Annotated in this window: 15 protein-coding genes and 7 pseudogenes; 11 read left to right on the top strand and 11 right to left on the bottom strand. The window is 61.4% G+C overall.

Annotation, left to right across the window (positions count from 1 at the left end):
• Positions 1–161: pseudogene (locus tag BEK68_RS25445) on the bottom strand (IS256 family transposase); the annotation flags it as partial.
• A 122-nt stretch (positions 162–283) separates the two neighbouring features.
• On the opposite strand from BEK68_RS25445, the pseudogene BEK68_RS07380 reads away from it, so the two are divergent.
• A pseudogene (locus BEK68_RS07380) lies at positions 284–1222 on the top strand (DUF4158 domain-containing protein); the annotation flags it as partial.
• Between the two features lie 89 nt (positions 1223–1311).
• On the opposite strand, the gene BEK68_RS07375 reads toward BEK68_RS07380, so the two are convergent.
• The 3 genes from BEK68_RS07375 to istA are packed head-to-tail and all read right to left on the bottom strand — an operon-like array spanning position 1312 to position 3783.
• Positions 1312–1530, bottom strand: coding sequence for a hypothetical protein (locus tag BEK68_RS07375; protein WP_065851699.1), 219 nt, complete (start codon positions 1528–1530; stop codon positions 1312–1314).
• Positions 1527–2294, bottom strand: coding sequence for an IS21-like element helper ATPase IstB (gene istB / locus BEK68_RS07370; protein WP_065851697.1), 768 nt, complete (start codon positions 2292–2294; stop codon positions 1527–1529). The genes BEK68_RS07375 and istB overlap by 4 nt, the downstream gene beginning before the upstream one ends.
• Complete coding sequence (istA, locus tag BEK68_RS07365) at positions 2281–3783, bottom strand: IS21 family transposase (protein WP_065851695.1); 1503 nt, start codon at positions 3781–3783, stop codon at positions 2281–2283. The genes istB and istA overlap by 14 nt, the downstream gene beginning before the upstream one ends.
• Before the next feature lie 779 nt (positions 3784–4562).
• Between istA and BEK68_RS07355 the strand changes: the two are divergent.
• A pseudogene (locus tag BEK68_RS07355) lies at positions 4563–6620 on the top strand (Tn3 family transposase); the annotation flags it as partial.
• The gene (gene tnpC, locus BEK68_RS07350) at positions 6617–6982 is read left to right on the top strand and encodes a Tn3 family transposase post-transcriptional regulator TnpC (protein WP_065851691.1); all 366 of its coding nucleotides are present in this window, start codon (positions 6617–6619) and stop codon (positions 6980–6982) included. The pseudogene BEK68_RS07355 and the gene tnpC, both read left to right, overlap by 4 nt.
• 249 nt (positions 6983–7231) lie before the next feature.
• Here tnpC and BEK68_RS07345 read toward each other — a convergent pair whose 3' ends face one another.
• Both BEK68_RS07345 and BEK68_RS07340 read right to left on the bottom strand, forming a co-directional pair.
• Complete coding sequence (locus tag BEK68_RS07345) at positions 7232–8773, bottom strand: DHA2 family efflux MFS transporter permease subunit (protein WP_065851689.1); 1542 nt, start codon at positions 8771–8773, stop codon at positions 7232–7234.
• 186 nt (positions 8774–8959) lie between these two features.
• Positions 8960–9451, bottom strand: a complete 492-nt coding sequence (locus tag BEK68_RS07340) for a MerR family transcriptional regulator (RefSeq protein ID WP_065851688.1) — start codon at positions 9449–9451, stop codon at positions 8960–8962.
• A gap of 176 nt (positions 9452–9627) precedes the next feature.
• Between BEK68_RS07340 and BEK68_RS07335 the strand changes: the two genes are divergently transcribed.
• Both BEK68_RS07335 and BEK68_RS07330 read left to right on the top strand, forming a co-directional pair.
• Positions 9628–10095, top strand: coding sequence for a universal stress protein (locus tag BEK68_RS07335; RefSeq protein ID WP_065851701.1), 468 nt, complete (start codon positions 9628–9630; stop codon positions 10093–10095).
• A gap of 424 nt (positions 10096–10519) precedes the next feature.
• On the top strand, positions 10520–11422 hold the full coding sequence (locus BEK68_RS07330) for an aspartyl/asparaginyl beta-hydroxylase domain-containing protein (protein ID WP_065851686.1): 903 nt from the start codon (positions 10520–10522) through the stop codon (positions 11420–11422).
• 217 nt (positions 11423–11639) lie between these two features.
• Here the strand turns inward: BEK68_RS07330 and BEK68_RS25440 are convergent.
• From BEK68_RS25440 to BEK68_RS07320, 3 genes and pseudogenes are all read right to left on the bottom strand, one after another.
• Positions 11640–11726: pseudogene (locus BEK68_RS25440) on the bottom strand (IS5/IS1182 family transposase); the annotation flags it as partial.
• 128 nt (positions 11727–11854) lie between these two features.
• The gene (locus BEK68_RS07325; protein WP_065851683.1) at positions 11855–12673 is read right to left on the bottom strand and encodes an SDR family NAD(P)-dependent oxidoreductase; all 819 of its coding nucleotides are present in this window, start codon (positions 12671–12673) and stop codon (positions 11855–11857) included.
• Between the two features lie 3 nt (positions 12674–12676).
• A complete protein-coding gene (locus tag BEK68_RS07320) occupies positions 12677–13663 on the bottom strand; it encodes an aldo/keto reductase (RefSeq protein ID WP_065851681.1) in 987 nt (328 codons plus the stop codon).
• A 232-nt stretch (positions 13664–13895) separates the two neighbouring features.
• Here BEK68_RS07320 and BEK68_RS25435 point away from each other — a divergent pair.
• A pseudogene (locus tag BEK68_RS25435) lies at positions 13896–14015 on the top strand (IS5/IS1182 family transposase); the annotation flags it as partial.
• A 226-nt stretch (positions 14016–14241) separates the two neighbouring features.
• On the top strand, positions 14242–15087 hold the full coding sequence (nadC, locus tag BEK68_RS07315; RefSeq protein ID WP_065851680.1) for a carboxylating nicotinate-nucleotide diphosphorylase: 846 nt from the start codon (positions 14242–14244) through the stop codon (positions 15085–15087).
• A gap of 168 nt (positions 15088–15255) precedes the next feature.
• On the opposite strand, the gene BEK68_RS07310 is transcribed toward nadC, so the two are convergent.
• The gene (locus BEK68_RS07310) at positions 15256–16431 is read right to left on the bottom strand and encodes a Gfo/Idh/MocA family protein (RefSeq protein WP_065851678.1); all 1176 of its coding nucleotides are present in this window, start codon (positions 16429–16431) and stop codon (positions 15256–15258) included.
• A gap of 16 nt (positions 16432–16447) precedes the next feature.
• A complete protein-coding gene (locus BEK68_RS07305; protein ID WP_065851676.1) occupies positions 16448–17779 on the bottom strand; it encodes a Rieske 2Fe-2S domain-containing protein in 1332 nt (443 codons plus the stop codon).
• 243 nt (positions 17780–18022) lie between these two features.
• Here BEK68_RS07305 and BEK68_RS26555 point away from each other — a divergent pair.
• The 4 genes and pseudogenes from BEK68_RS26555 to BEK68_RS25425 form a co-directional block, all read left to right on the top strand.
• Positions 18023–18145 (top strand): annotated as a pseudogene (locus BEK68_RS26555) (ABC transporter substrate-binding protein); the annotation flags it as partial.
• Between the two features lie 140 nt (positions 18146–18285).
• A complete protein-coding gene (locus BEK68_RS07295) occupies positions 18286–18762 on the top strand; it encodes a bacteriohemerythrin (RefSeq protein WP_065851672.1) in 477 nt (158 codons plus the stop codon).
• Between the two features lie 539 nt (positions 18763–19301).
• Positions 19302–20065, top strand: a protein-coding gene (locus BEK68_RS24740; protein WP_139111346.1) for an IS5 family transposase whose coding sequence is annotated in 2 segments (ribosomal slippage) — positions 19302–19641 and positions 19641–20065 — 765 coding nt in all. Because the reading frame shifts where the segments join, the coding sequence is not laid out codon by codon here.
• A gap of 97 nt (positions 20066–20162) precedes the next feature.
• A pseudogene (locus BEK68_RS25425) lies at positions 20163–20324 on the top strand (IS256 family transposase); the annotation flags it as partial.

Genomic DNA, 20324 nt, shown 5'->3' with positions numbered 1-20324 from the left:
CCGTGTAACGTCTTGACGTTCGCGAACCGCTCCATCAGCTCCGCCAACTCCGCTTCGATCGCTTGTTGAATCACTTGCCGCGCCCCGTGACGAACCAATTCGTCAAGTCCAAGCCCGACTCCCGATAGACCGACGACTGCTTTTTCCGTATCCTTGCTCATGGTGGATGGTTTGATTTTTTGCTGGTTTCCGACTTCGACAATCAGATTCTCAGCTGAAACCTCCACCGCCTTCAACTTCCCGCCTCAACTCCCCCGTACACCACTTTCGACTTTAGCTCGTTCTGGCACCCCGGGAACTGCAAACCTGCTACACGCCACTGCCCGACGAACTCGAATGGGCGCGCCGGGCAACACGCGGAGAGCGGCCTCGACTGGGCCTGCTTGTGCTGCTGAAGGTCTTTCAGCAACTGCATTATTTCCCGCCGCTCGACACCGTTCCGGCCACAATCGTCGATCACGTTCGGGCAGCCGCCGATATCGGCGACGCCGTGCAGTTCGGTCACGACACCGCGTCATCTCCGACGCTCTTCCGGCATTACGCTGCGGTACGCACGTGGCTCGACGTGAAGCCCTATTACGGCACCGACGCGAACGCGATCGCAACACGGGCAGCGCACACGGCGTCGCTGACGATGGACCAGCCGGTGGACATCATCAACGCGACGATCGACGAGCTGATCGCGCGCGATATCGAGCTGCCGGCGTTCTCGACGCTTGACCGGCTGACCGAACAGATCCACGCCCGGGCGCAGTCCCGCCTGTTCAAGCGCGTCACGCGGCGCCTGACCGATGACCAGAAACTCTCGCTCGACCGGCTGCTCGCGCGCGATCTGTCGAACCGGCAAACTGCCTACAACCGGATCAAGCGTCATGCGAAACGCCCCTCGCGCCAGCATTTGGAACTGCTGATCGACCAGATTGCCTGGCTCGACGAGTTCGGCGACTTTTCACTGGCCATCGCCGGGATTCCGGCCTCGAAGCTGCGCTCGCTCGCCAATCAGGCGATGGCGCTCGACTCGTCGGCACTCAGGAACGACACGCTGCCCGAGAAGCGCTACACATTGATCGTCGCGCTGCTCAACCGCATGCGCGTGCGCGCCCGCGACGATCTCGCCGACATGTTTGTCCGGCGCATGAGCGCCATCCACAAGCGTGCGAGCGACGAACTGGACGCAATTCAGCGCAAACAGCGTGATCAGGTCGAGGTGTTAGCGGCGGTGTAAAAGCGCCACTAGATGGCGGCGCAAGGTTGAGTAAATGCGCCAACAACAAGGGTCGGTTACGGCCCGCTGTTGTTGGGTGATGGTCGTCAGAATGGATCATCGATGTCGCGAGGATGAGGATTGTCGGGAGGCGCGCGCTGTTCGTGCAGCAGTTCATTGAGCGGAATCTGGTAGTGCGCGGCGATACGCTCGCGTAGATCGTCGATGAGTTCGACGACGGCCAGCGCCTGATCGGCGGACCAGTTGTCCGGGATCAGGAAGTCGAGCCCGTGAGTGATGCCCGAAGGCAGGTGAAGGCGCTTCATGACTTCTTCTTCTCCATGCGTGCCGCGCTGCGTTTCTTTGCGCGCTGCTCGGCCCGTTCACGCGCCTCCTTCACCCGGTAGGACTCGCCTTCGATCGCGACGACTTCGGCGCGATGCACCAGCCGGTCAACCAGCGAGACAACGCAGGCGGCATTCGGAAATACCTCCGACCATTCTGCGAACGGCCGGTTTGTGGTGACCACGGTGCTCGCTGCGCCATACCGGCGGCTGATCAGCTCGAACAGGAGGTCGGCGTGGCGATTCGAGTAGGACAGGTATCCGACCTCGTCAATTACGAGCACGTCAGGCGTGGCGTACCGGTGCAGCCGCCGGCGTAACGCCGAATCACTGTCAAGCGCGGCGAGTTCACCGAGCATCTGGCCAGCAGTTGTGAACAGCGCCGTGTGCCCGTTGACGAGCGCCTGGTAGGCGAGGTTCAGCGCCAGCGTCGACTTGCCCACGCCGTTCGGGCCGATCAGTACGACGTTGGCGGTGTCCCTGACGAACTCGAGCGACATCAGTTCTTCGACGGCGGCCCGGTCGCAGCGCGTGGGCCAGGCCCAGTCAAAGTCGCACAGTGGTTTGAAGCTGCCCAGATGGGCGTCCCGGATGCGTCGCTCGAGCGAACGGCGGGCACGCTCGTCTTCTTCCCACTGCAGCAGCGGCGCAACCCAGCTGGCGTCAGTGAGATCCGGCCAATGCGCCAGCAGCCCGTACAGGCGCAGGGCGTTCGCGCGCTCCTGCAGATTCTCAGGCGAGCTCATCAGTACCTCCCGTTATCTGGTCGTAGATGTCGAGCCGGTGAGGGGTCACCAGCGTGTCCTTGCTACGCACGTGCTCGGGCAGGTTCACCGTCACCGGCGGCGGTATCTGGCGCGACTCGCGCCGACGCTCCAGCGCCAGACGCACCGGATTCTGGTGAGGCGCGGCATCGCTGGCGAGTGTTTCCTCGATCGCTGCCTGCAGTTCGCCTGCACCATAACGGTCGAGCAGCCGCAGCAGGTGGGCGGTGATATTGCCCAGATTGGCGCCGCGTTCAGCCGCGCGTAGCATGAGCGTGTGACTGGCCGGCGCTGCGCGGACGAGATGGTCGAGGCCGCGATGGTGACGGGCTTCGCGTTTGCGTGCAACGAGGGCGTCGATGTGCGCGGCAATCTCGATCTGCGCGCCGCGATCGTAACTTCGCACATGAGTTGCAAGCAGATCGGCGCCGTCGAGAATGCGCACCTGCCGGGGATCGGCCCGGACCGTGAGTACGCGCCGCACGTGGGTATGCGGGATCGTGTAGTCGTTCAGATCGAAGCGCACATACGGCTGCTTGCCGACCTTCACGGCCAGTTGCAGTTCGCAGGGATACGGATTCTCCGGCAATGTAAGCAGGCTGGGCTGCTCGCGGGCGAAGGCTTCGCGCACCGTGATCGTGGGATCTTCCCGGCAGGGACGGTCCGCCGCCATGCCCGCGCACCATTGCGCGGCCTGGATGTTCAGATCGTCGAGATCGGCGAACTTGCGCGCGGCAAAGAAATTCTCACGTACATACCTGATAGCTCTTTCGACGCGTCCCTTCTCGTTTCCTCTGGCCACTGCAACTGGACGGGGCTCGAAGCGATGATGAGCGGCGAACGCGAGAAGCGTCGGGTTGAAGCGGATCGCATCACCCTGACGCTCGAGCACAGCGCTCCTGAGATTGTCATAGAGGAGGATCCTTGGCAATCCGGACCACGCCGCGAACGCGCCGGCGTGGCCCGCCAGGAAGCTGTCCATGCGGGCATCGAGGAAGAAGCGCAGATAGATCTGCCGCGACCACGACAGCACCATGACGAAGGCCATGAGCGGCCGGCGCGCGCGCCCGATCTGCAGGTGATCGAAATGGGCCCAGTCAACCTGGCCCTGCTCTCCAGGCAAGGTGCGCAACCGCAGATAAGCCTCTGGTGTAGGACGCGGACGGTGTACCGCGATCAGGTGCCGGAAATGATGAGGGTTGCCACGGTAGCCGCGCTCGGTGACCATCGCATACAGCCGGCTGGCCGTGAGCGACGGAAACCTCTTAAGGGTGTCATGGATAAACGGCAGGTAGGCATCGATCTGCGAAGGTCTGAGCATCCCGCCGACGCGGGGCAGACCGGCCTGCGCAAGCACGCGCTGGACCGTGCCACGGTGCACGTGCAACTGCCGTGCGATGGTGCCGCAGCGCCACTTCTCGACGTGATAGTAGCGCAGGATCTGCGCCTCGAGTTCAACTCCAATGGTCATGGGTCATTTCCTGTGTAGTAGGTAGTAATCGAACATCACGGAAGACCCGACGGCGTAGTGGCCCGAGGCGCACGAAGACCGGACAGACGCAGTGGCAGAAATGGCAACGCTCAGGCACAGCTGGGGCGGTGGCGGACACCGCTGCTGTTGCCGCCGACGTCGTCGAAGTCGGTGCCAGTAGAGCATCGGCGGCAGGTACAGCGGAACCCTGATGCGTCACTTTATTCTGGCGGTTGCGATAGCGGCGCATCCGTTCGGCATGCGCGAAGCGGCCGTGACGACTGCGCTGATAGCGCTGGCCGGCCACGCGCATGCTGGCCTGGCGTGCGACCTCAGAACAGTCACCGTCGCAGTAGATCTGGCCGCGGTCGCAACGGCGGCAAACGACGACCTGCGCCCGGCAACGGGCGCACACGAACAGACGGCCTGTGTCCGGCATCGGCAATCCCCGTCAATGCCGAAACGGTATCGACGGGAATAATGGGTCGTGCCATACTGGCCCGGCACCCGTGCCCCGTGCGCGTGTGGGGCTCGACATCGGAGTGAACTTGGCGGTTTGAGCCGGTGTCGAGCCTGTTTCTTCGGCGGTAAGCCTTCTTCTACCGCATCCCGACTTCAGCGTCACCTCTTCCTGAAGCAAGCCGAATCGGCTGCGTCTGCACTCGCCCTACGGGCTCCTTCCGACGCAGCCGTGCCGCCTCCTGCACCTCACACAAACCACTACCGAACCGCTCAACAGACCTGGACCATTCGGTATCTCTGATCGACGCCGCCGTCTGGTGTCGGTTTCTCAAAGCCGTTCACACGAGGATCTCGTCGGCCTGCTTGACGGCGTGGTCGACATCCTTGCCGACGAATCCGACGAGACGGCCATCGCCCAGGCGGTCAGGAAGCTGCTCGCGCCGAAAGGCGATCTGGAGCCGTTGCGCGAGAGTTGTGCGGCGATCCGCGCGTTCAGCGGCCGCAACTATCTACCGTTGCTCTGGAAGCACTTCAGGGCGCACCGTTCGGTCATGATGCGTGTTGTCCGTACGCTCGAGTGGGATTCGACGAGCCCGGTCCGCTCGCTGCTGAATGCACTGGATGCAGTGCTGGAGAACGAATCGCTGCATCGGGAGTGGATCGATGCGGATGTCGACGTTAGCTTCGCCGCGCCGCGGTGGCGCAAGCTCGTGCGGCGCTCACACGGAGAGGGATCGCCGACTAATCGCCGGTATCTCGAGCTTTGCGTCTTCTCGTACATGGCCGAGGAACTACGGGTCGGTGATCTGTGCGTATCGGGCTCCGACGCATACGCCGACTATCGCGATCACCTGTTGCCATGGCGGCAGTGCGAGCAGCAATTGCCGGACTACTGCGACAAGCTGGGCATGCCCACGACCAGCAGTGACTTCGTGCGCCATCTGCGTCAATGGCTCACCGACGCTTCCCACAAACTCGACGCCGAATTGCCGCGCAAGCGGGAGCACGTCGTGATCGACCGGCACGGCGAGCCGATCCTGCGCAAGACCGTCGCCAAGGAGATCCCCGCGAGCGCAATCGCCTTGCAGGAGCGGCTGAACGCCCGTCTGCCGACGCGCAACATGCTGGACAACCTCGCGAACATCGAGCACTGGACTCATTTCACGCGGAACTTCGGGCCGTTGTCGGGTAGCGACCCGCAGATCCGCAAGGCCGCCGAGCGCTACTTGCTGACCATTTTCGCGATGGGCTGCAATCTCGGCCCAACCCAGGCGGCCCGCCATCTCGACTCGGATGTCACCGCGCACATGCTGTCGTTCGTCAACCGTCGGCATATGAGCCTGGACAAGCTCGAGACCGCGCAGCGTGAACTGATCGAACTGTACCTGCGGCTCGACCTGCCGAAGCACTGGGGCGACGGCAAAACGGTCGCGGCCGACGGCACGCAGTACGACTTCTACGACAACAACCTGCTGGCCGGTTATCACTTCCGCTACCGGAAAATGGGCGCGGTCGCGTACCGGCACGTCGCCGACAACTACATCGCGGTGTTCCAGCACTTCATTCCGCCGGGCGTGTGGGAAGCGATCTACGTGATCGAGGGACTGCTGAAGGCCGGCTTATCGGTCAAGGCGGACACCGTTCATGCCGATACGCAGGGCCAGTCGGCCGCTGTTTTCGCGTTCACATACCTGCTCGGCATCAACCTGATGCCACGAATTCGCAACTGGAAAGACCTCGTGCTGTACCGGCCGGACAGCAAAGCCAAGTACAAGCACATCGACAAGCTATTCACGGCGACCATCGACTGGACGCTGATCGAGCAGCACTGGCAGGAGCTGATGCAGGTCGCGCTGTCGATTCAGGCGGGCACGATCTCGTCGCCGCTGTTGCTGCGTCGGCTCGGCTCAGAAAGCCGCAAGAACCGGCTGTATCTGGCCGCCCGCGAGCTCGGCAACGTCGTTCGCACGGTGTTCCTGCTCGAGTGGATCGGCAGTATCGAGTTGCGGCAGGAAGTGACCGCGAACACGAACAAGATCGAGTCGTACAATGGCTTCTCGAAATGGCTGTCGTTCGGCGGGGACGTGATCGCCGAGAACGAGCCAGAGGAACAGCAAAAGCGCCTACGCTACAACGACCTGGTCGCGTCGGCCGTGATCTTGCAGAACACGGTGGACATGATGCAGGCGCTGCGCGAGATGGCAGCAAACGGCGAGAACGTGCGCGCCGAAGACATCGAGTTTCTGAGCCCCTATCCGACCCACAACATCCGGCGCTTCGGCCACTACAAACTGCACCTGGATCGTCGGCCGGAAGCCTGGATCCGGGACCCGCTGTTCGGTCAAGCTGCCCGCACCTACGCACCCCGTTCATGACTGCACGCCCGGCCACCACTACGACCTATTTCGGCGATGTCGACACCGCGGCGCTCGAGCGGCTCGAATCGAGCTACGACACAACGCGCCTGCTGGCCGCCGTCGATATCGTCGATCGCATCCGCATTCAACTTCATGACCCCGAGGGGCTACGTGACGATCTCCTGGAGATTCACAGCATGGCGCACTCGGTGTTGAACGGCGCGCCGTCGGTACCGGCGCGAGGCGAAGGCACACTGTCCGAGCGGGTGCTGGGCGCGCTCGACCAGATTGACGAATTTGTGATGGAGCTTACGCGGGTGCGGGGCATCCTCGAGCCGCTCGAAGCGCTGCACCCGGACGACGAGTTTGGCGAGAGCTGAACGGCGCTCGTCCCCGAACGCGACCGCATGGGGTTGCCAGATCGTTCACTTCCTTGAAGTTCGCATCGAGGCTTGCCGGCCTTGACTGTCTGCGTATCGTCCGCGTTTACGGCGATCACCGTGCCGGTGACGTGCGGCGTGATCAGCACGACATTGCCGTTCACGTAGCCATCGCGGGTTTGAATCATAATTTCGCTGGTTAGCTATCAAAATGGGGATAGTTACGTTGCAATTCTGCGAACGGAAAATTCAATGCTCAGCATGGACAGGGACACTGGTCCGACGTCGCGGTGCTTTCAGGAACAGCAAAAACGGCATGACCATCAGCGTGAGCACGAACAGGAGCCTGAAGTCATCGACATAGGCGATCATGGAAGCCTGGCGGGTGACTTCGGTGTTCAGCGCCGCGAGTCCGGGGGCGGTGTTCATGTCCCACACCGGGGGCAGCACGTCTGGTTGGGCAAATGGATTGAAACGGTTGATGTATTCGACGAGGGATGAATGGGCGATCTGTATGTTGCGCGTGAGTTCTGTCTGAACGAATGAAATGCCGATACTGCTGCCGATATTCCGGCTCAGGCTGTAAATCGATGTACCGTCTCCGCGCAGGTGTGGCGCCAGGGTGGAAAATGTCGCGGTGGTCAACGACACGGAGATGAGTCCCAGCCCCAGGCCCTGGATAAAGCCCGACCAGATCACCGTGCTTTCAGACATGTCAAGGCTGTAGTTCGACATCTGCCACAGCGAGAGGGCGGCTATGCTGAATCCGGCAGCGATGAGATATTGCGGCCTGACCGGACCGACGAGGCGGCCTGCGAGCATCATGGTGATCATTGTCCCGGCGCCGCTGGGTGCGGTGGCGAGACCCGTGGTGACCACCGAATACTGCATCAGGTCCTGCAGGAAAGGAGGAAGAAGCGCACGCGTCGCATACAGCACGGCGCCCATGACAAAGTAGAAACCGCATCCCACCACGAAGTTGCGGTCCAGGGCGAGCGAGCGGTTGAAGAACGAAGTGGTCTCGACTGTCAGCGTATGAACGAGGAAGAACGCGAAGGCAATTATCGCGGTCAGTAATTCAATCCAGATCTCGATCGAGCTGAACCAGTCCATCACTTCGCCACGGTCGAGAAATAGCTGGAGCGCACCGATGGCGATGCTCAGCGTCGCGAATCCGAAGAGATCGAGCTTGCGGGCGCTGACCCGGGTTTCGCTCATGAAGAGCAGTATCCCGAAAAAGGCAATCAGGCCGATGGGGACATTGACGTAAAACACCCACCGCCAGTTATGGCTGTCCGTAAGCCAGCCGCCGAGACTGGGTCCGAGTATCGGGCCGACAGTGACACCGGCTCCCCACACGGCCATCGCCTGCCCATGTTTGTGCGGCGGATTGATGTCGAGCATGACCGCCTGGGAGAGCGGAACCAGCGATGCGCCGAAAAGTCCCTGCAGCAGACGTGCAGCCACCATCTGCGACAACGTGGCCGACATTCCGCATGCAATCGACGCAGCGACGAATCCGGCAACTGACCACAGGAAGAGCCGCTTGCGTCCAAAGCGTGAAGCGATCCAGCCGGTAAGCGGGGTGCCTATGGCAGCCGCTACGATGTAGGAGGTCAATACCCAGGTGATCTGGTCCTGCGTGGCCGAGAGACTTCCCTGCATGTGCGGAAGCGCGACATTGGCAATCGTACTGTCCAGTACCTGCATGATGGTCGCGAGCATGACTGCAATGGTCACGAATGCGCGGGTCCGGCCAGTCATCCCGGACGAAGAATCAGCGTCCGTCATGACTGCGGGGAAAACGGTCGAACCGTACTGGCCTGCAGTCTGGGGCAGGCGTACAGCAGGCTGTCCGGGAGAAGCGGAACGGTGACGCCCCCCTGGACTTCGAGCCGACGGGAGGCTCCCGGTCGTCCATCGGCACGCGGACGATGTGCGCCGCTATCGTCTCTGACCGTCCCGGTCCGAAGCTCGTCATTGCCTGGGCGCGGGTGTTTTCCCATGCGAGCCAAGGCGTGCTGAAAGCAGCGCTTCGACGTCCTCGCCGGCCAGCCTGCCTTCCACGTATTCCAGGTCAAGACGCAACTCCTCCTGCATTTTCCGGACTTCCGCGAGTTCCCGCTTTGCGGCTGCAGCTCGTTCGTCGAGAAGCTTCAACTGGCCAGACAGTTCGGCCTGAATTTCTTTCAGGGTTGATTCTGAATAGCGTGCCCGGCCTTTCTCTGGAACATGGTCGAGAGGACGGTTGATCATCGCGACGATCGTCCGGATGGAAAAACCGAGCGAGCGCAGGTGAAGGATTCGCGCAAATCGCTCGATGTCCGTTTCGTCGTAGAGCCGGTAGCGACCCTTGCTGCGCTCCGGCGCCACAAGTCCCTGCTCTTCGTAGTACTTGAGTGCGCGCGCCGTTACCCCCAGGCGTCGGGCTGCCTGCTGCACCGTCAGTGGTGAAGTATCGGCATTCATTGAGCAAGCGTATTTGTATTTGGCTGTCGTTGGACTTAATATCGTACCATACATGAACGTGCACGTACACGTCGGAGCCTGCTGTGGCTGACGGCAGGCAGCGGGGATATCTGCGCGGCCTCGGTGCCGGATACGTTCCCCAGCAGTGGATGTCGGTTAGTGAAGAAGAGGGAAATATGTACACGAAGATCATGGTTGCGATAGATGCCAGTGACACATCTGAACGGGCGTTTTCCGAAGCCGTGGGCCTTGCCCGGGTGATGGGAGCGCGGCTCCATCTTGTATATGTGGCAAACTGCGCGCCCGTAATCGCGATGGGAGTGACCGCCGTGCTGCCGGACGAGTTCGAAGGCATCCGGGCGGAGGGCAAGGCGTTACTGGCCGGAACTCAGGAGAAGGGCGTAGCGGCAGGGGTGGACTGTGAAACCGAATTGAGCGAGTTGCTCGATTCGACCGATGACATTGCGGGCCGGCTGTTATCCTGTGCGAGCCAATGCGGCGCGGAGCTTGCCGTTCTGGGTACGCATGGGCGGACCGGATTGTCGCGTGCGCTGCTTGGCAGTGTCGCCGAGAACTTTGTGCGGCGTTCCCATCTGCCGGTTCTTCTTGTTCCTGCGCAGGTGTTGCCAGAGCCCATTGCTTGATGGGCACAAAGTTGGCGATGTCCGTGCAGCTTCGTCTACGTGTCGTTTGCTCCGTCTTTAACCGGGCGTGTGTACTGGCGCTTTCGTTGCCAGGGAGTCCGCGCGTGGCCAGGCAGGCCCAGGCATACCCGGGCGCTGGTGCAGGATCAGGCACCGGTGAGTGCTCTTCTCACGGAGCCCCTCGGCCACACCCGGACGCAGTCCATGCCGCGCGCCGCGAACTCTATACCTGCGACTGTCGCCGGATGACCGGATGAAGGCATAAGTGCCGGCTTGACAGCCTGGGTGCGCCCCAGGGTTCCTTCAAGGGGCAGCAGGTTGAGTGGCTCACCAGGGGCCTGTTCGATAGACCGCCGTGCAAACGCGCCTGAAATTCGGAATGTGTCCGGATAAGCCACACTCTGATAAAGCTTCGGGAACAGAAATGCGCTGGCTATTTGTTCTATGGTTTGTCGCAAGCGTCGTCTATGTCGTCCGGCGTGGTGAAGCGCGTTTCACTCTTGCGCGTCAGTTATCCGACCACTCAACTTTCCTCGCGCCGATCAACGCCCTGTGTTATCTGCTGTCACCGCTGAAGGCCACAGCCTATATCGAACAGGAACGGTTTCCGGAGTTGGCGCCGCTCAAGGCAAACTGGAAAATAATCCGGGAAGAAGCCCTGGCTGTCGACGCTGCGCAAAAAATATCGGCGTCGACCAGTTACAACGATATCGGCTTCAATTCGTTCTTTAAAACCGGCTGGCGGCGTTTCTATCTGAAATGGTATGACGCACCGCATCCATCAGCGCAGGCGCTTTGTCCCATGACGACGCATTTGCTGCAGGAGATTCCGACGATCAAGGCCGCCATGTTTGCACAGTTACCGCCAGGTGCGAGTCTCGTTCGCCATCGCGATCCGTACGCGGGATCGGTACGCTACCATCTGGGGCTGGTCACGCCCGGGAAGCCGGGATGCTACATCGACGTCGACGGCCAGCAGTACTACTGGTGCGACGGCGAAGCGGTCATGTTCGACGAGACTTATATTCACTACGCGAAGAACGAAACCGACGTTTCACGCATTGTACTTTTCTGTGATGTCGAGCGGCCAATGTACTTTCGCTGGGCAGCGGCGTTGAACCGGATGTTCTCAGCTGTTGTGATGCACGCGGCCAGTTCCCCGAACGAAGAGGGCGACCATACCGGATTCCTGAACCGTATCTTCAAATACGTGTACGCGATTCGCCGGGTCGGCAAGCGCCTGAAGGCCTGGCATCGGCCGACCTATTACCTCGTCAAATGGATGCTGTTCGGCGCGCTTTTCTGCGGCGTGCTCTACGTGCTCTGAATGGCGATTGCAGACCGGGTGCTCAGCCCATTAAAGGAATGTTCACTGCCTCTCGGTGGCGTTCGCTTGACGCAGTTTCCGGTTCTTTTGCCTCTGCATCAGCATGGGCCATGCGCAGGAAACAGACACCTGTGCCGGTTGAGATCGGTGTGGTCAGTCGCAACTTCCGTCAAACAGTAACGCGACCGTGCGTAAGCGACGATCGTGTCGGGCACGGGGTACCGTGCCCATGTCCTTCCCGACCGGGCAGCCCATCCTTGATACGCTCCCACTGATCGTCCCGCAATCCATATCGTCTCGTCATCATTGCTCTGCGCCACGCGCCCCGATCATTACTTTGAACGCGTTAATGACCGGCCATACCTTCACGAGTTCAATTGATGACGCGCCCGTATGCCGGTCCGCCTGGTTCGATCACGCCATCGGCGGGAATCACGTCTGCTCGATACGGGGCCATCCAGCTTCCTCGATGGCGTCCATGGGACTGCCTTCACGCCAGCGATTGGCGAGCAGGCGCCGTCCGCTGACGCCGTCCGCTGCGGGGGACGCCAGCCACAGTAGCGGGGCGACCATGACGTCGGGATCCAGCAGGGCCGCGCGGACAGCCCCGTCCACCGTGGGCGGGATCATGCCGGTGAGCGCGGCACCGCCCGGCAGCAGCGCGTTCACAGTGATGCCGGTGCCTTCAAGATCCTGCGCCCAGATCGTCGTTTCCGATTCCAGCGCTGCCTTCGAGGGGCCGTACGGCGAGAAGCCGCGGCGCCGCATTGTCTCGTGGTTCATCGAGATGTTGATGATGCGGCCCCAGCCGGCGGCAAGGAATTGTGGCACGGCCGCGCTCGCCATCAGGAAGGGGCCGTTCACATTCGTGTCCATGACCATGCGCCAGGTTTCGGGTTCGACTTCCCAGAAACGGGTGGGTTCGTTCAGGAAGCGGTCGCTGACATATTTCATGCCGCGCCCGGCATTGTTGACGAGAATGTCCAGCCTCTGCCAGCGCTTGAGTGCTGCCGCCACCACCCGTGCGCAATCGTCCTCGCGGGTGACGTCGGCGAGCAAGGGCAAGACCCGGTCCTCGCCGCATTCGGCGCGGATGTCAGCCGCTACCTGCTCGACTTCGGCAGGCTCGCGCGCCGCAGTGGCTGCTACACGCACCCCGGCGCGTGCGAGGCCGAGGGTCATTGCCCGGCCCAGGCCGCGCCCGCCGCCGGTGACGATCGCCACCCGACCGTTCAGCATTTTTTCAGTCATGGGTCACCGGTTCAGTGCCTGCATTTGCGGTGCCGCGTAGCGCTCGCCGGCAGCCGCACCCGGCGGCAGTATGCGGTCGATGCGTGCAAGATCCTCGGGGCTGAGCTGCACGTCCAGCGCCTTGATGTTTTCCTCGAGGCGCTCGCGCCGCTTGGTGCCGGGGATAGGCACGATGTCGTCTCCCTGCGCCAGCACCCAGGCCAGCGCCAGCTGCGCCGGGCTGCAAGCCTTCTCGGCCGCCATCCGCTCGACTTCGGCGACCAGCTCCAGGTTTTTCTTGAAGTTATCGCCCTGGAAACGCGGCGCGTTGCGGCGGTAGTCGTCCTCCGACAGGTCCTCGAGGCGCTTGATCTGCCCGGTCAGGAAGCCCCGGCCCAGCGGGCTGTAGGCCACGTAGCCGATGCCAAGCTCACGTACGGTCGACAGGGTCTGCTGCTCCACATCGCGGCTCCACAGCGAATACTCGGTCTGCAACGCGCTGATCGGATGCACGGCATGCGCGCGGCGCAGCGTCTCGGGGGCGGCTTCCGACATGCCCAGGTAGCGCACCTTGCCGGCCTTGACCAGCTCGGCCATGGCGCCGATCGTCTCTTCGATTGGCACATTCGGGTCGACGCGGTGCTGGTAATACAGATCGATGTAATCGACGCCCAGGCGCTTCAGGGAAGCGTCGCAGGACTGCCTGACGTAGTCGGCGTCGCCGCGGATGCCCAGATATGCGCCATTCTCGCCGCGTACGTTGGCGAACTTCGTGGCCAGCACGACCTGATCGCGGCGCTCGCGGATCGCCTTGCCCACCAATTGCTCGTTGGTGAACGGGCCGTACATGTCGGCCGTGTCCAGCAGGCTGATGCCGAGGTCGAGCGCGCGGTGGATAGTGGCGATCGACTCGGCCTCATCCCTGTGCCCGTAGAACTCGGACATGCCCATGCAGCCCAGGCCCAGCGCGGATACCTCAAGGCCCTCGCCCCCCAATTTGCGTGTCTGCATGAATTATTCCCCTTGAATGAACGTTGAAATCGCTTGCAAGCGATACGTTGTACTGTCGACAGTGCGGACCCTTGCTTCACGCCGCCTGTCATTGTTGCGCAATTCTGCAGCAGACAGCGCGCGCCAGAACCCTGCCGGGATGGCGCACAAGCGCGCCCGCGATACGTACAATTGTGCCGTAATATGATTGGTTACCCTACCACAGGTAACGCTCTGCAGGCAGTCGTCTGCGGGCTTCACGAAGGTACGCTATCGCGGTTTGGCGAAGAACGCCAATCGCGCCTTCGTCGCGCTGGCGTTGACTAATGTCTATCTCTCGCGCAGGCGATTGATGGCACAGGTACGCCCGTAATGGGCGAAAAGCGGGCCGCAGGCCCGTGCGCAACGCCCAGGTGGGCAAGAGATGCAGCCGCAAAGCCTCACTCAGGATAAACCCACCGGTGTTCGCGCCCAAATTGATAAATACAACGGCTTGTTCAGCGTTGCCCTAATAATATTAGCGGGCGTGCCGAGTCCACGACAGGCACGACGACAGGCTACGGCATGCTGCTTACTCGCTAAAAAATTACGGATCTGGAATGGATGGAATGACTCGCGCGGCGATGACGCGCAACGTCCGCGATGCGCTCGCGGAAGATGTCGGCGAGACCGACTGGACGTCACTACTGATCGACCCCGACGCTTCAGCCGAAGCCGTCCTCACCGTGCGCGAACCCGCCCTGTTGTGCGGCAGACCGTGGTTCGACGAAACGCTCCGGCAGGTCGACCCGCGCATCACGATCGAATGGTTAATCGGCGAGGGCGAACGGATGCACGAAGGGCAGACCGTCTGCCGGATCGCTGGTCCGGCGCGCGGTATGCTCACCGCCGAGCGCACCGCGCTCAACTTCATTCAGATGCTTTCTGGCGTGGCCACCGAGACAAGCTTGATGGCGCGTATCGTCGAAGGCACGTCTGCGCGGATTCTCGACACGCGAAAAACGCTTCCCGGGTTGCGCCTGGCGCAAAAATACGCGGTTCGTGTGGGCGGTGGCGAAAACCATCGTCGGGGACTGTACGACGGCATCCTGATCAAGGAAAACCACATCGCGGCGGGCGGTGGCATTGCGTCGACGCTTCGTGCCACTGAAGCATTGGGTGCAGGTGTGCCCGTGCAGGTCGAGGTGGAGACGCTTGATGAGTTAAAAGAAGCGTTGGCTGGCGGCGCGGTGGCAATTCTGCTCGACAATTTCTCGATCGAGGCGACGCGCGAGGCTGTGCGCGTTACCGCAGGGCGTGCCGAACTCGAAGTCTCGGGCGGTGTGACCGAGCAGACGCTGCGAACCATTGCGGAGACCGGCGTGGACCGTATTTCGTTAGGTAAGTTGACGAAGAACGTCAGGGCGATTGATTTTTCACTCCGTTTCGCCGCATTTGCCGGGTGACACGTCGGGGGAGAGGGGCGCGCATATGCGCCCCTTAAAACTCAGGGCGGCCGCCCGTTGCGGGATTTCCGCCGGTCCAGCGTGGCGGAAGCGCAGATAAAAAAATCCCTCGTTTTAACTGTAGACGACTCAGTTCAGAACGAGGGCTTGTGTGCTTACCCGGGACTATCAAAGCGTTACATCTGTGCCTGTTTCACTCGACTTCAGAATCGCTATACAGATTTCCAGCGTGCCCTTCGCCCACTCGCCATCGTGGAGTGGCCCACGTCCGTCGACGACCGCGCCATATAACTCGTCGATGACCTCGGCGCGCGGCACGGAGGGTGCAGGCAGCGGCAGCGTTTCCCGACGCTCATCGCCGTAGACGACGATCGAGTCGGGCAGCGGTCGCAGGTCTGCGCGTTCGCACGAGACGATGACCGGACCGAAATGCTGATGAAATCGCTGCGGCTCGTCAGCGGCGGCTGTCGGCGGTTTGTATGCCGATCCACCGTAGGTGCCGGCGGCCTTGAGCCTAGCCTCGTCGCCAGAGGATGTGAGCGTTTCCAGACGGCGGCGCGCGCTCCCGTACGTGTCAGGGCTCGTACGATCGCCCATTTCGCCGATCCAGCCGCTCCACTCGTCGGTGCTGAAGTGGCCATAGCCGTTGTACGAGAGCGACGCATAAGCACCATTCTCGAACCAGATCAGCGCCGAATAAGCACCCTCGGTCGGGCGTGACGGATCCCACCGTCCCACACTCGCCCGCAGCCGCGTCGCGCGCGAGCCGGCGAGCATTCGCACGATGTCGACCTGGTGGGCAGCCTGGCTGAAGACGGCGCCCCCGCCTTCGGCTGTCGCCAGCTCTTCGGGCCGGCGAGGGCGGTACAGGTAATCGGTATAGTTGACGGCCTGAATCATTTTCACCGCGCCGAAATCGCCGAGATTGATCAATTCCCGTGTACGCAGGTACGGCGTGTCGAAACTGTGGCAATGGCCGACGATCAGATGCACGTTCGCTGCGCGGCATGCAGCAATCATCCGGTCGCAGTCCGCAGCGGCGAGCGCCATCGGCTTTTCGACCAGCACGTGTTTGCCTTTTGCTGCGGCAATTTCAGTGTGCTGCGCGTGGAACTGGTGCGGACTTGCAACGTAGATGATCTCGACGTTGGGATCATCCGACAGCTCCGCCACGTCCGCGTAGGTGGGTGCCGCGAAGTCGGCGGCGAATTGCCGCCGCGCTTCGTCACGCGGATCGCATGCAGCGACGAGCTGGACTCTGGGGTCGCGCAGGAAGGTCGGCAGCATCAGCGAGAATGCCCGTCCCAGTCCCGCGACCCCGATGCGCAAACGGCGCTGCTCCATGGCCGTGTGCCTCCCGTTATTGCTTGACCTGATAGTCCGTTGCGAGCGCCGACGGCTGGTCGGCCGGTTCCGGATTCTTCTTGCTGACGTAACGCGCGGCGTACGTGCGCCAGTCGATTTCCTTCGGCACGACAGCCTGGTACGAGCAGACCTCCCTGGGAATTGCCTTCGCACCCGTACCGATGGCTCCGTCGCCCTGCTGGAATTCGGTGATTGCATCGAGCATGCGCCGGCGGAATTCGACGATGGCGAGATCGCTTGCGCCGAGACGCTCGTCCGAACGGTTCGCAATTGGGCCCATCGTGACCCACATCGCGATGTCCTGGTTCGGGAAGCCGGAAATGCCGGTGAAATTACCAGCCTTCATCGCCTGGCGGTCCTGCCAGAAGCGGTTGTCGTGATTGCGCAACGGGCGATAGTAGTGGTCGAGGTCAACACCGACCTGCTGACGCAGGAACTTGCGCCACGTTTCGTTTTCCGGCGTCGTTTCCGGATCGCCCCAGGCGATGAAATAGAACGCCGTGTTCGTGTCGTCCATCGGTACGTTGATGTTCGCAACGTTGTACAGATTGTTCGGCGGGATCAGCACCGTTCCCGGCGCCACGAACACCGTGGAGCGCACGTAGTCGTGCGTGTTGGCGTTGAAGATCGGGCGGCGCAGCGCGGCGTAACGGAAGCCGTAGTCGGTGCGCTCGACCTGCAGACGTGGGGCCTTGTCGGTGGAGGGCCGCAGCCAGTTCTTGTCGGTCGCTTCGGCGCCGCCAACGCGTGCCGGCACGAAGTCGGACGAGTGCAGGCTCGAGCTGTGTGCGGAATCGATCGCGCCTTCAAGGATTTGCGCCCAGTTACACGGCAGCAGTGCTTTCGCGATGCTCACGCGGGTGTCGGCGGTCGGCGCCCAGGCCGGCGGCACGAATTCGGGGATGGCGTCTTGCGGACCCATATAAGCCCATACCATGCCTCCCCACTCCTGCACCGGGTAGGCCTTGTGCTTGACCTTGTCGGTCATGCAACTGGCTGCTGGCTCGGACACCATTTCAAGCACATTGCCCGCGACGTCGAACTTCCAGCCGTGATACAGGCAGCGCAGGCCGGAGTCTTCGTTGCGGCCGTAGACGAGCGATGCACGACGGTGCGGACAATACTCGTCCAGCACACCAACGTTGCCTTCTGAGTCGCGGAACACGACGAGGTCTTCGCCAAATACGCGCGCTTTGACCGGCGCGCCGTCCGGCTCGCTGACCTCTTCGATGAGGCAAACCGGCGTCCAGTGTCGGCGCATCAGTTGACCCATCGGGGCATCGCCCTCGACGCGGCACAGCAATTCGTTTTCTTGGTGGGTCAGCATGTAATGTCTCCCGGCGAGAGATCGCCTTATCAACAGATGTTGCTCAACTATATTAGATCTCTAGTTAAATTGGCAAGCACCTTTTGAGGCATCCGGGAAAGTACGTAGGCTGGAAGTTCAGCTGAATGACGATTATTCGATCCCTAATATAAACATGCTGGATTCCTCGCCGATGTGTCCTCGGTGGTGCTTTCCCAGGCAGGCGATGGCTGTCCTACGCGCAATGGCAAGCGGCGAGTGGTTCCCCAGATCGCGGTGCCGGTCTTTCCCTCGAAGGAGTTTCGTCTTGGCTCGATCTATTGGCGAGCGGATCGCGGTATCGACGAGCCTGAAGAGCTGAAGGGCAAGCGCGTCGGCATGCCCGAATGCGGGCAAATTGTTCCACCCGGCCGGTCTAGTGAGCCCCAAGGATTGAAGAACTTTGACCGTGGAATGCTCGGAAATTCGCGGCGTTCTACATTTCGCGGGCTATGATATAGCTGTCGATAACGCCGGATTGTTCGAACATGACAGACTCTGTATTGAAAGACGTCGAAGCCCCTGTGCGGGAGAGTGACAACAGCCTTGTGTGGTCAGACGCACGGCTACTCGGCTTCACGCCGATGGATGACGTGCACAAGGAATTCTACGAAGTCGCGCTACGGCTCGTGACCTGCACCGATGCGAGTGCCCTTGCCGCGATCGAGGAATTTGAAAAACACGCCGTCAGCCACTTCGAGCAGGAAGACGAATGGATGCGCACGACAAACTTTCCTCCGCGCGATTGCCACATCGAAGAGCACGAAGCCGTGCTGAAGTCAGTCAGGGACGTTAAGGCAGCGGTCGAAGCAGGGCAGGCCGGATGTGCAATGGTGCATGACATCGGCATGCATCTGTACAATTGGTTCCCGGGACACGCCGACTACCTGGACTCGGCGCTCGCCGCGTGGATGACGAAACAGACGATGGGTGGAAAGCCGATCGTCTTAAGACGGACGATTTGAGCGTTGAAACTTTGATGTCTTCAGATTTTGAGTTGTGTTGGCAAGAATAACGGTCCCGGGGGTCCCGTCCGGACACACCGGGCCTCTCAAGTTGTAGTTCGACGGCGTCGATGTTTGTTCCTTGCCTCGCCTGTACCCCGAATCTCCATCCGTGAGCGGATCCAGTTGCTTCACGGCTTGTTGGATCACTGATCGGCGCCATGCATCAGCAGCATGCGCAGATACCTCGTGATACAGAACAGACGATCCTGCCGCCCGAGGATGCTGGCATCGTGTCACGCCAGTCCAGCCTCGCAGCCGCGGTTTCTTTATGGAGGCCGGTCCTGCAGCGTCATGCTGCGCCTTCTTGTGGGCGGCGGTACGGAGGAGCACGCATACCCGGTCGCTGCAGAACGCGACCGGTTCGCCATACCGCTCGAGATACGCGCGAGTTGCCTCGAAATAGCTAAGAGGCCAGTTCAAAAAAATCCCTGTGAGGGGCTGTTTACTTTCCGGGCGCGATGTTAACCTCAGCCGTCCAGACAACGGAGACCGAGGGGATGCAGGCGCCGATCATTGACAACGAATTGTGGACACTGATCGAACCGTTACTGCCGAAGCCAAAGCGTCGAAACAACGAACGTCGAGGCCGACCTCGTGTGTCGGACCGGGCAGCGCTCAATGGCGTCCTGTTCGTGTTACGCACCGGGATGCGATGGAACCACTTGCCGACCGCACTGGAGTTTGGCTCGGGCGCGACCTGCTGGCGTCGTCTGGACGCATGGCAGAAGGCGGGCGTCTGGAACAGACTGCATGCGCTGCTGCTCGACAAGCTGCGCGAATCCGGGCAACTGGACCTTTCGTATGCTGCCGTCGATTCTTCCTCCGTGCGAGCTGTTGGGGCGGGCGAAAAACCGGGCCAAACCCGACGGATCGTGCGCGACCAGGTTCGAAGCACCACATTCTCGTAGACGCCAACGGAGTGCCGGTCAGTGTGACATTGACCGGCGCAAACCGTCACGACGTCACCCAATTGCTGCCATTGGTCGACGCCATCCCCCCGATTCGCGGCACGCGCGGCAGACCACTTCGCAAGCCCAAGATCATCTACGGCGATCGCGGCTACGACTCCGACACACATCGCCAGCGCTTGCGTGATCGTGGCATCAGACCGGTGATCGCACGACGTCGAACTGAACATGGCAGCGGTCTGGGCAAATTTCGCTGGGTAGTAGAACGGACTCACTCGTGGCTCCACAACTTCCGGCGTCTTCGTATCCGATTCGATCGTCGTAGCGACATTCACGAGGCATTCCTGAGCTAAAGTCGAAAGTGGTGTACGGGGGAGTTGAGGCGGGAAGTTGAAGGCGGTGGAGGTTTCAGCTGAGAATCTGATTGTCGAAGTCGGAAACCAGCAAAAAATCAAACCATCCACCATGAGCAAGGATACGGAAAAAGCAGTCGTCGGTCTATCGGGAGTCGGGCTTGGACTTGACGAATTGGTTCGTCACGGGGCGCGGCAAGTGATTCAACAAGCGATCGAAGCGGAGTTGGCGGAGCTGATGGAGCGGTTCGCGAACGTC

Source organism: Ralstonia pickettii, assembly GCF_001699815.1.
Lineage (GTDB): Bacteria > Pseudomonadota > Gammaproteobacteria > Burkholderiales > Burkholderiaceae > Ralstonia > Ralstonia thomasii.
This window is presented reverse-complemented; position numbering and strand designations above follow the sequence as displayed.